Annotated in this window: 9 protein-coding genes; 1 reads left to right on the top strand and 8 read right to left on the bottom strand. The window is 74.2% G+C overall.

Going from position 1 to position 13,014, the window contains the following annotated elements:
• Positions 1-15: 15 nt before the first annotated feature.
• From C229_RS32655 to C229_RS0106845, 6 genes are all read right to left on the bottom strand, one after another.
• Positions 16-1,074 carry a hypothetical protein gene (locus C229_RS32655; protein ID WP_018654340.1) on the bottom strand — a complete coding sequence of 353 codons (1,059 nt, stop codon included), beginning with the start codon at positions 1,072-1,074 and terminating at the stop codon, positions 16-18.
• Positions 1,071-2,729: a hypothetical protein gene (locus C229_RS32650; protein ID WP_018654339.1), complete on the bottom strand. Its 1,659-nt coding sequence runs from the start codon at positions 2,727-2,729 to the stop codon at positions 1,071-1,073. The genes C229_RS32655 and C229_RS32650 overlap by 4 nt, the downstream gene beginning before the upstream one ends.
• Before the next feature lie 182 nt (positions 2,730-2,911).
• On the bottom strand, positions 2,912-3,952 hold the full coding sequence (locus tag C229_RS32645; protein ID WP_018654338.1) for a hypothetical protein: 1,041 nt from the start codon (positions 3,950-3,952) through the stop codon (positions 2,912-2,914).
• A gap of 123 nt (positions 3,953-4,075) precedes the next feature.
• Complete coding sequence (gene pheA / locus C229_RS0106855) at positions 4,076-5,014, bottom strand: prephenate dehydratase (protein WP_018654337.1); 939 nt, start codon at positions 5,012-5,014, stop codon at positions 4,076-4,078.
• 65 nt (positions 5,015-5,079) lie between these two features.
• The gene (locus C229_RS0106850; RefSeq protein WP_018654336.1) at positions 5,080-5,523 is read right to left on the bottom strand and encodes a DUF4446 family protein; all 444 of its coding nucleotides are present in this window, start codon (positions 5,521-5,523) and stop codon (positions 5,080-5,082) included.
• Positions 5,523-6,752 (bottom strand): glycosyltransferase 87 family protein, encoded by a 1,230-nt coding sequence (locus C229_RS0106845; RefSeq protein ID WP_240487101.1) that lies wholly within the window; start codon positions 6,750-6,752, stop codon positions 5,523-5,525. The genes C229_RS0106850 and C229_RS0106845 overlap by 1 nt, the downstream gene beginning before the upstream one ends.
• A gap of 313 nt (positions 6,753-7,065) precedes the next feature.
• Here C229_RS0106845 and C229_RS35725 point away from each other — a divergent pair, with 313 nt between their 5' ends.
• Entirely contained in the window at positions 7,066-10,032 is a 2,967-nt protein-coding gene (locus C229_RS35725; protein WP_155884625.1) for an ICP22 family protein, read from the top strand.
• A 726-nt stretch (positions 10,033-10,758) separates the two neighbouring features.
• Here the strand turns inward: C229_RS35725 and C229_RS29720 are convergent.
• Both C229_RS29720 and C229_RS0106830 read right to left on the bottom strand, forming a co-directional pair.
• Positions 10,759-12,267, bottom strand: coding sequence for an MptA/MptB family glycosyltransferase (locus C229_RS29720; RefSeq protein WP_051108877.1), 1,509 nt, complete (start codon positions 12,265-12,267; stop codon positions 10,759-10,761).
• 10 nt (positions 12,268-12,277) lie between these two features.
• Complete coding sequence (locus tag C229_RS0106830; RefSeq protein WP_026313516.1) at positions 12,278-13,006, bottom strand: glycosyltransferase family 2 protein; 729 nt, start codon at positions 13,004-13,006, stop codon at positions 12,278-12,280.
• Positions 13,007-13,014: the final 8 nt, after the last annotated feature.

Here is a 13,014-nt window from a genome sequence, read left to right as displayed (position 1 = left end):
GACCGGGATGTCGGCTCAGCGCACGTCCACGTAGTCCGCCTTACTGCTGGACGCGAAGTACGTGACACTCCCCGCGTACACCGCCCGCCACGCACCGTCCTTTACGGCGGTGAACGACCGCGAGAACGTCCCCTTCTTCGCGGTCTTGACGGACCCGAGCGTCGTCCACACGGACGAACCCGCCGCCCGGAACTGGATCTGCACCGCCGCGCCCGACGCCGACGCCCAGCCCTCCTCGGTGCCGCGCAGCAGCCGCCCGCTCACCGTGATCGGACGTCCCTTCCGCACCGGCTCCGGCGCCGCGTTGAACGCCGACGTGAACCCGGTGCGGCTGCCGACCTTCACCGCGTGCGCGCGGCTGGAGGCGCCGAGATAGGTGGTGCTGCCCGCGTAGCGCGTCCGCCACAGGCCGGTGCGCTGCGCGGTGGTCGTCACGCTGTACCGGCCCCGGTCGGCCGTGGTGGTCGTGGTGGCGACGGCCGTCCACGCGGTCGAGCCCGTCGGCTGGAACTCCAGGACGATCTTGGCGCCCTTACCGGCCGGTTCCGCCATCTGCTTCTCGGTCATGCGGTACAGGTGCCCGGTGAACGTCGCGCGTTCGCCGCGCCGAAGCTGCGCCGGCGACGTCGTGCCGGCGAAGGACGTGCGCACGCGGACGTCCACGAACTGGGGCGTGCTCACCGCCGGAGCCGTCTCCCATGTCCCCGCGTACCGGTAGCGCCAGTATCCGGGACGGTCGGCCGTCCGTTCACAACGCACCGCGCCGTCGCGGACCTCGGCCACGCACACCGTCGTCCAGGCGCCCCCGTCGAGGTCGAAGTACTGAAGGTCGGCGTGCCCATCCTGAACGGGGACGGCCTTCCCGTCGACGGTGCGGGTCAACCGCGCGGAGACGGCGAACGGCTCCCACCGGTGGGCGGGCACGGGCGTCGCCCGCACGTCCGAGAACGCCGACGGCGCGAGCTCGGTCAGCTCGGCACGCACCCAGGCCGGGGCGGCCGCGTTCGCGGGTACGGCGAGCGGCACGGTCAGCAGCGCGCCCGCTAGGAGGGGGAGCAGGAATCCACGGTTCATCGGACGTCCACGTAGTCGGTCTTGCCGGTTGAGGGGAGGTAGGTGGTCGAGCCCGCGTAGACGGCGCGCCAGGTGCCGTCCTTGGTGGCGGTGAACGACCGGGCGAAGGTGCCCTTCTTGCCGGTCTTGGCGGTGCCGAGGGTCGTCCAGGTGGACGAGCCCGCGGGCTTGAACTGGATGCGGACCGTGGCGCCGGAGGCGGGCTGCCAACTGCCGAGGTGGCGTGTCAGGCGACCGGCGGCCGTGAGCCGACCGCCCTTGCGGACCGGTTCGGGGGAGGCGTTGAACGATGTGAAGGCCGTTTTCGTGCCGACCTGAACGTGGTCGCCGCCACTGGTGGCGCCGAGGTAGGTGGTGCTGCCCGCGTACGAAGCGCGCCAGGTGCCGGAGCGGGACGCCTTGAACGACTTGCGGAACGAGCCGCGGTCGGCGGTCGTGGTGGTGCCGACGGTCGTCCAGGCGGTGGAGCCGTCCGGACGGAACGCGATGGTGACCTTTGCGCCGCGTCCGGCCGGGTACCAGGCGCCCTGGTGCCGGTTGAGCCGGCCCGACACGGTGAGCGTCGCACCCTTGCGGACCGGCTCGGGGGCGGCGTTGAAGGACGCGAACGCGGTGCGGGTCTTGACCTGGACGTACTGCGGCGCGGTCGGGGACGTGGCGCGGTGGCTCTCGTCGCCGTCGAACTCCGCCCGCCAGTAGCCGGACTTGTCGGCGGAGAGGGTGAGGTCGATGCGGCCCCGCGCGTCGGTCAGGTCGGCGCCGACCCTGCGCCACGTCCGGTTGTCGGCGGAGTACGACACACCGACGTACGCCTGCGGGGCGGGCGTGCCGTCGGCACGGCGGAGCTGGACGGAGGCGCGGAGGGGTCCTCCGGCGCCGGCGGGCTTCGGCGACAGCGTGAAACCGGTCAGCGTTGTGTCGTACTGGGTGGCCTGGGGCCAGACGGTGGCGTTGGAGTGCCGGTAGGGCTGGGCGATGCCGGTGCCGTCGGTCCACACGATGCCGTAGAACTGCGCCGTCCAGCTCGTCGCCGCCGGGACGGTGATCTCGGCGGCGTAACCGCCGTCGGCCTCGGTGATGGCGTCGCCGAGCTCGACGGTGCGTCCCGCACGCCGGTCGTAGGCGCGCAGGGCGACACGCTCACGCGCGATGCCGACCCAGCGGCCATCGGTGGCGTGGCGTTCGAGGCGGCCGGTGACTGTGCCCGCGCGGCCGACCGGCGTCGTAACGGGTGGCGCGATCGTCACGCGCGTGTCCTGCCGGGTCACCGTGATGCGGGTGGTGCCGACCGGTGCCAGCGGGGAGTTGAGAAGGGCGACGGCCGCGTCGCCGTCGCGCATCGACACGGTCCGGTAGTTGGAGAACAGCCGCTTGGTGAAGTCGAACCGGCCGTCCGCGCCACTGACGACGACGCCGCTACAGATCCCGTCGGGGGTCCGGCCGCAGAGACGCTGGTTCGCCACCGGTGCGCCGTCGGCGTCGACGACACGGCCTCGGTAGGTGAGGTCGGGCGCGTCCATGCTCACGGTCGTGGGAGTGATCTGGACGTCGGTGAGCGTGACGGCCGGGGTGTCCGCGTGCGCGGGCGGGCCGAGAGCGAGGGGCGCGGCGAGAGCGGCGCTCGCGGCGAAGGAGAGCACGAACTTGCGGGTCATCGGACATCCACGTGATCGGTGGGGCTGCTGGAGGGGGCGGGGGTGCGGCGCGCGGGCGGGGAGGCCCGCGCGCCGGTGTTCCCAGGTGATCAGAAGACGTCCCGGTGGATGGCCTGGTTGACGGTGGTCCGTCAGAAAACGATCACGGTTGAGTTACTGTCAGGTACTGACATTTTTGCAGGTCAGCGGACGTCCACGTGGTCGGCCGGGGAGCCGGTGTCGAAGTGCGTCGTGCTGCCCGCGTAGAGCGCGCGCCAGTGGCCGTCGCGGGACGCGGGGAACGCCACGGCGAACGTGCCCCCGGACGTCGTCTTCGTGGTGCCGAGCGTCGTCCAGCCGGACGCGCCGTCCGCCTTGAACTGGACCTGGATCACCGCGCCGGCCTTGGCGGGCAGCCACGTCCCGGCGGGCCGGCGGTCCAGCCGTCCGGCGACCTTGATCGGACGGCCCTTGGCGACCGGCTCCGGCGCGGCGTTGAACGCGCCGAACCGCGTCGGGACGCCGACGGCGACGCGGTCGTCGCCGCTGACGCTCAGCAGGTGCGTCTCGCTGCCCGGGTACACCAGGCGCCAGCCGCCGGCGCGGGTGGCCGTCGCCGTGGTGGCGAAGCGGCCGTTGCCGTCGGTCGTCGTGGTCCGGACGTTCTGCCAGGTCGTGGAGCCCTCGGCCTGGAACTGGACGGTCAGCTTCGCGCCCTTCTTGGCCGGAACCTCACCGTCCGCCAAAGTGCGCCGCAGACTGCCCCGGAGGTTCAGCGTTCCGCCCGGCGCGACCGGTTCGGGGCCGATGTCGACGTTGTGGAAGCGCGTGCCGATGCGGACGTCCACGAACACCGGCGCGCTGACGGCGGCGGACGTGTCGGCGTCCCCCGCGTAGGACAGGCGCCAGTAGGCGTCGTGTTCGGCCAGCCGCCAGCCGCGGACGAAGCCGTCGGCGGTGACGAGCGCGTCGGCCCGCGCCGTCCAGGTGACCTTGTCCGTCGAGGACTGGAGGACGACCGCGGGCCGGTCGGTGACGGGCTGCGGCGTACCGTCGGCACCGAGTTCGACCAGCCGCGCCGTCAGGTCGACGCCGTCGACGTACGCGGCGACGGGGCTGGGCGCCTTCACGTCGGTGAACGACGCGGGCGCCTTGTCGGCCGGTGCGGCCGAGGCAGCGGGCGCGGACCAGAGGGGCGCGGCCACGAGGGCGGCCGTGCCGAGGGACAGGACGGTTCTACGCACGTGCGTCTCCTTGCCGGGGGGATGGGCGGATGCGCACGCGCGGCGGGCACGGCGCGCCTCCCATGATCAGAAGACGCCTGCCGGGAACGCGAGGTTTACTCGCGTCTGGCCCTCAGTGGCAGGTCAGGTGTCGCGCAGGCCGCTGCGGAGGGATTCCAGCCAGGACGCGGCGCCGGTGAAGTCGGCGTCGGACGTGCCCCGGCGGATGTCGGGGCGGACGGCGTCGGCGCGCGGATAGGAGCCGATGAAGCGGACGTCGGCGCAGATGCGGCGCAGCCCCATCAGGGCCTCACCGACGCGGGCGTCGTCCACGTGGCCCTCCAGCTCCACCCAGAACAGGTACGAGCCGAGGCCCGCGCCCGTCGGGCGGGACTGGATCAGCGTCAGGTTGATGCCGCGCACCGAGAACTCGGTGAGGATCTCCAGCAGCGCGCCCGGGTGGTCCTCCCCGATGAACGCGACGACGGTGGTGCGGTCGGCGCCGGTCGCGGGCGGCGGCGTGCCCGGGCGGCGCAGCGCGATGAAGCGGGTGACGGCGTCGGACACGTCGTGGATGTTCTCCGCGAGCACGTCCAGGCCGTAGCGGGCGGCGGCGAACGAGCCCGCCAGCGCCGCGTCGTAGTGGCCGTCCGCGACGTGCTGCGCGGCCTCGGCGTTGGACGTGGCCGCGCGCCACTCGGCGTCCGGCACGTGCTCGGCCAGCCAGCGGCGGCACTGCGGCTGCGCGATCGGGTGCGACGCGACCGTCTTGACGTCCGCGAGCGCCGTGCCCGGCCGCACCAGCAGCGCGAACGACACCGGCAGGTTCACCTCACCGATGATCTGCAACGGCTCACCGGTGGCCAGCTCGTCCAGCGTGGTCGGCACCGACCCCTCGACCGAGTTCTCCAGCGCGACGAACGCGCCCTCGACCTCGCCGCGGCGCAGCGCGTCCAGCACGGCCGGGACGGTGGCCAGCGGCACGTGCTCGGCACCGGCCGCCCCCGGGAACGACCGCAGCGCCGCCTCGGTGAACGTGCCCTGCGGGCCGAGGTAGGCGTAGCGCTGCGGAGTGATCGTCATCGGTGGAACTCGACTCTCCCGCTCCGCGAGGAGCGTGTGGGACCGGTGAGACGAGTTTAACCGGCTCAGGCGTGGCTCGGTCCGAAGTCGGGGAGGGGGTCGGCCATGGTCACGACCGGGCCCTTGCCGAGACGGGCGGCGCGCAGCGCCTGCGTCTCCTCCGGCGACAGCGACTCGACGGCGTGCCCGCCGCGCACCGCCTTGGCGTAGGTGCGCGTCTCGGTGCGGCCGATGATCGAGCTGATGATGACGCCGTCGCCCGTCGCGTCGATCATCGCGAGGGAGAACGAGCGGTGCCCGGACATCTCGCGCAGCGCGTCGTAGTGGACGATCGCCACGTCGCGCAGCGCCTTCTCGTCCACGGTGCCCGAGGCGACCTGGGCCTGGCGGCGCAGCGCCGCGGCGCACTCGGCGGCGATCCGGTCGACGCGGGCGCGCGTGGCGACCGCGAGGGAGAGCCCGGCGACTCCGGCGGCCAGACCGGCGAGACCGATGACTACGGCGAGCATCACGGGCTGAGCGTACCGACCCGGGTTCGGTCGTGGGCGCGATCTTTCCGATCTTGACCTGCTCGTATCCGGTTCACCAGCCAGAAACCCAGCACGAAAAGCAGGAGCAGCGCGCCGAGCCCGAACGCGTTCTGCCCGATACGTCCGATGACGCGGACGAGCAGGGGGTTCTCGCCCCGGGACAGCGCGGCGCCCCGCCACGGCAGCGGGAACAGGTAGTACAGCCACACCCCGGCCGCCAGCAGGACGCGGCGCGGGTCGCGTCCGTCGCCCAGCAGCGCCCCCAGCACGATGATGATCCACACCAGGTGGTGCATCCACCCGACCGGCGACAGCAGCACCGACAGCAGCCCGGTGATCGCCACGCCCGCGAGCAGCAGGCTGTACGGGCCGGGGCCCGCGTCGGCGGCGCGCATCAGGTCGGTGCCGCCGGGCGTGCGGTGCGGGACGTCCCGCGCGAGCGCGTCGGCGGTGACGGTGGCGCGGCGGGCCAGCCGGAACCCCGCGTACGCCACGGCCAGCACCAGGACCAGGAACAGCAGCGACCGCACCGGGCCTTCCGCCAGAATCCGGGCCAGGACGCCGTTGACGGCCTGGTTCGTGGTGCCGTCGATCGCGCCCGTCCGGTCGCCGCCCTGGAGCAGCGCGCCGAACCAGTAGTCGGCCGAGTCGGACGGGAGCAGCGCGAACGCGCCCAGCGACGCGACGGCGGCGGTGAGCACGGCGTTGCCCGCGGCGTCCCGTCGTCCGGTCACCCAGAAGTAGATGAGGAAGACGCCCGGCACCAGCTTGATCGCCACGGCCAGGCCGACGAGCATCCCGCGCGGCCAGTACGCCGTGCGCGCCGCGCAGTCGGCCACGCACAGCGCCATCAGGATGAACCCGACCTGCCCGAACCGCATCTGGTCGAACGCGGGCCATATCCACGCCGACGCCCCGAACAGCGCCCCCGCCGCCACCGGCGCCCACCGCCCGGCCCGCGCGATGACGTCCCGGAACGCGTACCCCACGACGACCGCGAGCGCCGCGTACATCACGACCGTCCACGCCCACTGCGCCGCCGTCCACGACATCAGCGTGAACGGCACGGCGAGCAGCCCGGCGAACGGCGGATAGGTGAACGGCAGGAACTGCGGCGGCTGCGTCAGCACCTCGTACAACGGCGCTCCCCGCAGTAGCGCCCGCCCCCCGTCCCGGTACACCTCCAGATCGACCAGCCGCTGATCCACCGGATTCACCAACCACTGCCCCACGATCGGAGCAACGGCCCCCACCGCGATCCCCACCCCGAGCAGGACGCTCCACCAGGGGAGCCGCCCCTTCCCCTCGGACCCACTGCCTCCACGCATGGCGTCCATCCTGGCCCAACCCAGCGACCCCGGCGGAAGCGGACGCCGCGTGCGGTGGCGGAGAGGGCCGCCGGAGGGGTTATCCACAGGTTCTGGCTTGGCGCTGATCGACTTCGGTGGGGCCACTAATCTGTGGCGCATGGGTCAACGGGGGGCGGGCGACGTGGGGCGTGCATCGGTGGTGGTCAGGGGGTTGATCGCCGTTGTCGCGCTGGTCGGGTCGGGGCTCGCGGTCGGGGGCTGGGGGGTCGGCGCCGCGGCTGCGGCGCCGGTGCGCGCCGGGGGCACCGTCATCGTCGGTGTGCCCGGGTTGATGTGGAGTGACGTCACTTCTGAGGCGACGCCCGCTCTGTGGCGGCTGGCCGGGACTGGGGCGGCCGGGGGGATGTCGGTGCGGACGACGCGGCCCGGGACGTGCCCGACGGACGGGTGGCTGACGGTGTCGGCGGGGCAGCGGTCGCGGCTCGAACCCGGTGACTGCCTGCTGCCGTCCGCGCCGCAGGCCGTGCCGGGAGGCGGGGCGGTCGCGGCCGGGTGGGGCGCGATCAAGGGCGACAACGCGGGGACGATCTACCGGTCGCGGGTCGGGCTGCTCGGTGACGCGGCGCGGGCGGGCGGCGTCCGCACGCTCGCCGTCGGGGCCGGGGCCGTCTACGGGCTCGCCGACTCCGCCGGGCGCGTCGACCGGTACGTCGAGACGCCCGACCGGGTCACGCCCGACGAGTGGGCGCGGCACCGGCTCGCCGCCGTCGAGATCGACGACCTGTTCCGCGCGTACCAGGCGGCCGGGGTCGACAGCGAGGGCGAGCAGGTGCCGGTCGAGAGCGACGTCCGCGCCGAGGCGGTGCGGGCCGCCGACCGGCGGCTGGCCACCGTGCTCGCCGCCGTCCCGCCGGGGACGAACGTGCTGGTCGCGGGCGTGTCCGACATCGGTGTCCCGCCGCATCTGCGGCTCGCGCTCGCCGCGACGACGTCCGGGGGGCCGCAGGCGTTCCCGTCCGGCTACCTCACCTCCAGTGCCACCCGCCAGAACGGCATGGTGACCCTCACCGATCTCACCACCACCGCGCTGGACCTGCTGGGCCTGGCGCGTCCGGCGGGCGCGGTCGGGTCCGTCTGGGAGTCCGAGCCCACCCGCGACGGCGCCGCCGCCAAGGCCGCCGCCCTCACCGACCAGGACGTCGCCGCCCAGGGCATCCGCGGCGTCCAGGGCTCGTTCTTCCGGGTCCTCGCGGGCACGCAGATCGTCTTCTTCGGCGTCGCCTGGCTCCTCCTGCGCCGCACCCGCCACCCCGCCGGACGCACCCGCCGGGACACCTCCTCGTCCCCGCTTGGGGGTGCCGGAGGTGGCGACGAGGACGGCGATGCCGCCGGGGCGGTGCCACCCGACGCCTCACCTGGCCCCGACGCCGCGACCGAGGCCCGGCATCCGGCGGAACCCAGGGACACGCACGGGGCGACCTCTTCGACGCGCGCGGTCGTGACGAGCAGGCTCGACCCGGAGAACACGCCGACGCGAGACGGCGAAACGACCCCACCGCACGAAGGCGCGCCGAGCGTCCGCGGCGAGGGCCGCACGAGCGACGTCGAGGGCACCGCGGAACCGCGCACCGACGCACCGGTGAACGATGGCGCCGAGCGCGACGGCGCAACGCACGACACCCCGGCACGTGAAGGTACGGCGAGCGTCTCCGAGGACGCGGCGACGCTCGCGCGCGAGGACGTGACGACCGGCGATGAAGGCACGGCAGCGCAGCAATCTGCGGCGGAACGCCGCCCCGACGCGCGGGGACGCGAAGGCTCCGTGAAGGACGGCGCCGTGCACGAGGGCGCGGCGCACAGCGGGGCAGCGCACGAAGGCTCGGCGCACAGCGGGGCAGCGCACGAAGGCTCGGCGCACAGCGGGGCAGCGCACGAAGGCTCGGCGCACAGCGGGGCAGCGCACGAAGGCTCGGCGCATGAAGGCTCCGTGCGCAACGGGGCGGTGCATGGCGGGGCGGTGCCCAGTGGCTCGGCGCGCGGTGGCTCGGTGTTCGGTGGGGCCGGGTCGGGCGGGATGCCTGGTGGGGCGCCGGTGCGTGGGGGCGTGGTGCGGCCGGTGTTGCGGCGGCGGGTGCTCGGGGTGGCGCGGGTCGTGGCGTTGATGGGCGGGGCGGCGCCGGTGGCGTCGTTCCTGGCGGGGCTGGTGCCGTGGTGGCAGGCGGCGCGGCCGACGCCGGTGCTCGTCGCGACGGTGCTGGCGTTCAGCGCGGCGCTGGCCGGGGTGGCGCTGGCGGGGCCGTGGCGCCGGACGGTGCTCGGGCCGGGGCTCGTCATCGCGGCCGTGACCGTCGTCGTGCTCGCGCTCGACGTCATGACCGGCTCCGGGCTCCAGATGAACTCGCTCATGGGCTACACCGCGCTCGTCGCGGGCCGCTTCTACGGGTTCGGGAACCAGGCGTTCTCGCTGTTCGCGGTCGCGGCGGTGCTGACGGCCGCATGGCTGGCCGAACGTCCGCTGCGCGCCGGACGGCGCTGGACGGCCGTGTCGATCATCGCGGGCGTCGGCGTCGTCACGACGGCCGTGGACGGGCTGCCGATGTGGGGCAGCGACTTCGGCGGCGTCCTGGCGATGGTGCCGGTGTTCGCGATGCTCGCCCTCATGGTCACCGGACGCCGCGTGTCCGTGCCGTGGCTCGGCCTCTTCGGCGCGGTCGCCGTCGCGGTCGTGCTGGCGATCTCCTGGCTGAACTCGCGCAGCGCGAACCCGACCCACCTCGGCCGCTTCTGGGACGACCTCGTCTCCGGGAACGCCGGCGAGGTCGTGGCCCGCAAGTTCGGCGCGATGACGCGCAGCCTCAGCTTCTGGCCGGTGACGGTCCTGCTGCTGGTCGGACTGGTCTTCCTGTACTTCGTCCTCGCCGATCCGGCCCGCTGGAAGGCCCGCGTCCTCGTGCGCGCCTACGAGCACAACATCACGATGCGCCCCGCCCTGACCGCCGCCCTCACCGTCGGCATCATCGGCACCCTCGTCAACGACTCGGGCGTCATCATCCTCTCCGTCGCCTTCATCCTCGCCGCCCCCCTCACCCTGGCCGCCGCCCTCCGCTCCATGGAACTAGCACCCCCACAAACCCCCACCCCAGAACCAACAAGACACCACCCGGCCCCCACTCCCTAGACGGCGCCCTCACGCGCACGCTCGGCCGACGCCAAGACGCGCCGACGACGAACCCGGCCAGGGAGTGCACGCGGGGCCGATCAGCCACCGCTAGACCCGTCGGCCCACAAAGCCCTGCGCGAAGCCCGGCCGCACTTGAACGCGGACAACGCGAACAACCTCGCAGCGCCCTCGGCCGCCGACCCGGCGCCTGCACCCGCGCAAGTGCTACCGGCCACGCCCCAAGCGGGAGCCCGGCCGCGCTCACACGTAGACGGCTTGGACGACCTCGCGCCGCCCCCTAGCCGCCGACCGCTGCCTGCGCCCGCGCAGGCCCGTGAGAGCCCGGCCTGCGCTTGAACGCGGATGGCACGGATGACGTGGACGCCGATGGCGCGGACGCGGACGGCGCGGACGCGGACGGCGCGGACGGCCTCGTGGCGGCCTCGGCCGCCGACCCGGCGCCTGTGTCCGCGTTGGGCGACCGGCCACGCCTCAAGTGGGAGCCTCGCCTTTGCTTAGACGCGGGCGTGCTTGGGCGTGGGCGGCTTGTGTGGCGTCGGGGTGTGGGTGGGCGTGCGGCGGGTGCGGCTGCGTTTGGTGTCGGCGCTTGCCCGGCCGGTCGGCCTCTAGTCGGTGGGCCTCTAGTGAGGGGCCTCTAGTGAGGGGCCTCTAGCCGATCGGCCCCCAGTCGTTGGGGCTCTAATCGGTGGGCCTCTAGTGAGGGGGCCTCTAGTGAGTGGGGCTCTAGTCGGTGGGCCGTCCTGGTGCTGGCGGTCGTCGGGGTGTTCGGAGGGGCAGGCAGAGGAGGGGCACGGTTAGGAGGATTGCCGTCAGGATCCACGGGACGATCAGGGGGCGCACCGTTTCCGGTAGCCAGGACAGGTTCTCGGGGAGGCCGATGACGCGGGGGCCCCGGGCGGGGAGGTAGGCGAGGCTGAGGGCCGTGGTGTGCAGGAGGAGGAGCCAGTCGAAGCGGGACGCCGGGAGCAACGCCAGCAGAACCCAGGCGTAACCGTCGTACCAGGGCAGGACGTACGGGGCCGCCACGAGCCAGGCCAGGACGACGGCCGCCGCGACGCGGCGGGGGTCGTCGCGCGGGACGTCGGCGGTGCGGGGCAGACCTCGGAAGAGGAGCAGCGCCAGCACGACCGTCAGGAGCGCGGCGGCGATCTTGATGACGTCGCGGTCGCCGGTGACGTGCACGTCCACCAGGTGCCACGGCGTCGCGAACGACACCATCTCGCTCGCGCGCCCCGCCTGGGCGAGGACGTTCGGCCCCGCCAGCGCGTACAGCAGCGCGGCGACGGCGACCGCCGACCCCGACAGCGCCGCGAGCACCCCGGGACGCCGCCCGCGCAGCGCCGTCCACGCCGGACCGGCGGCGGCCAGCCCGGCGGGCAGCTTCACGGCCGCGCCCAACCCGGCCAGCACCCCGCTCAGCACGGCCTTCCGGACGGTCGGCCGCCCGTGGAACACCGCCACCGACCCGATCATCAACGCGACCGCCCACACGTCGTTGTGCGCGCCCGCGACGAGCTGGAGCAGCACCAGCGGGTTGACGGTCCAGAACAGCGCCGCCCGCAACCGCCCCCGCGCGCCGGACGCGCGCCGGTGCAGGATCAGCGCCGTCGCCGCGAACGCCGCCCCGTTCAGCACCGACAGCCCGAACACCGTCAGCCGCACCGACGTCCCGCCCGCCCACGACGCGGCGGCCTGCGCCGCCGTCGTCAGCGGCCCGTACACCGAGGGCGTCCGCCGCCACTCCTCCGTCGCCCCGACGACGGGATCGTGCGGAACGTCCGTCGAGCCCGTGGTGTACGGGTCGTGCCCGAGCACGACCATGCGCCCGTAGGCGGCGTAGTTCAGGTGGTCGCTCGACCCGATCGGCGGCAGGAACGTGAACGCCGCCATGACCAGCAGCCCGGCGACCAGCAGCGGCCGGGCCCGCATGCTCCAGCCGCGCCGCAGCGCCGCGAAGCACGCCGCCAGCCCCGCCGCCCCGGCCAGGACGCCGCCCGCGACGAGCCCGACGACGAGGTACGGCGACGCCCCCGCGTCCAGCGCGTACGGCGGCTCCCCCGGGCGCCCGTCCAGCGCGGGCTGGAACAGCGAGGGCCCGAGCAGGGCGGTGAGCAGGAAGCACCCCACCGCGCCACCGATCGCGACGAGTCCGGCGGCGCCGAGCCGTCCACCGCCCCGCCGGGGCGCGACGAGCATGTCGGCCTCCGTCGCGGAGGTCGGATGCCCGATCATCGGCACGGCGTCACGAACGCCGCCCGCGCAGCCGGTCGAGCCCGGCCACGACGGCGGGTTCGCGGGCGGCGAGCGCGCGGGCGACGTCGCGGAACTGCCGCGCGCGGTGCGCCTGGGCGCGCCAGTCGGTGCCGGTGGCGCGGTGCGCGAGCGGCACCTCGACCTCGCGGACGCGGAATCCCTGCCGCAGCAGGTCGATGGTGAGGCCCGTCTCGACGCCGAACCCGGCGGCGAGCGGACGCGCCGCCTCGAACGCGGCGCGGGTCAGGCAGCGCTGCCCGTTGAGGGGTTGCGTGGGGGTGAAGCCGGTGGCGCGGTGGATGCCGTCGCGCGACAGCCGGACGACGAACCCGTGCCCGCCGAGCTTCACGATGCTGGAGAAGACGGCGACGGTCATGTCGGCGTCGCCCGCGCGGACGGGTTCGATCAGGGGTTCGGCGGCGACGGCCGTCTCGGCGAGGTCGGCGTCGAGGAACAGCAGGTGGCGGGGCTCGCGGCCCTCGTCGAGCAGGGCGGCGGCCTCGGCGCCGGTCTCCATGGCGGCGGCCTTGCCCCGGTTGCGGCTGTGCCGGACGACGCGGGCGCCCGCCTCGCGCGCGACCTGTCCGGTCGCGTCGGCGGAGCCGTCGTCGACGACGATGACGAGGTCGGCTCCGGCCAGTCCGAGGGCCGCCTTGACGGTCGCTCCGATCCGGTCCGCCTCGTCCTTGGCCGGGATGATCACCGCTACGTCCTGCATAGGCGTGA

This window comes from Actinomadura flavalba DSM 45200 (assembly GCF_000374305.1).
Lineage (GTDB): Bacteria > Actinomycetota > Actinomycetes > Streptosporangiales > Streptosporangiaceae > Spirillospora > Spirillospora flavalba.
Note: the sequence above shows the minus strand (reverse complement) of the source record. Positions and strands in the feature narration are given on the sequence as shown.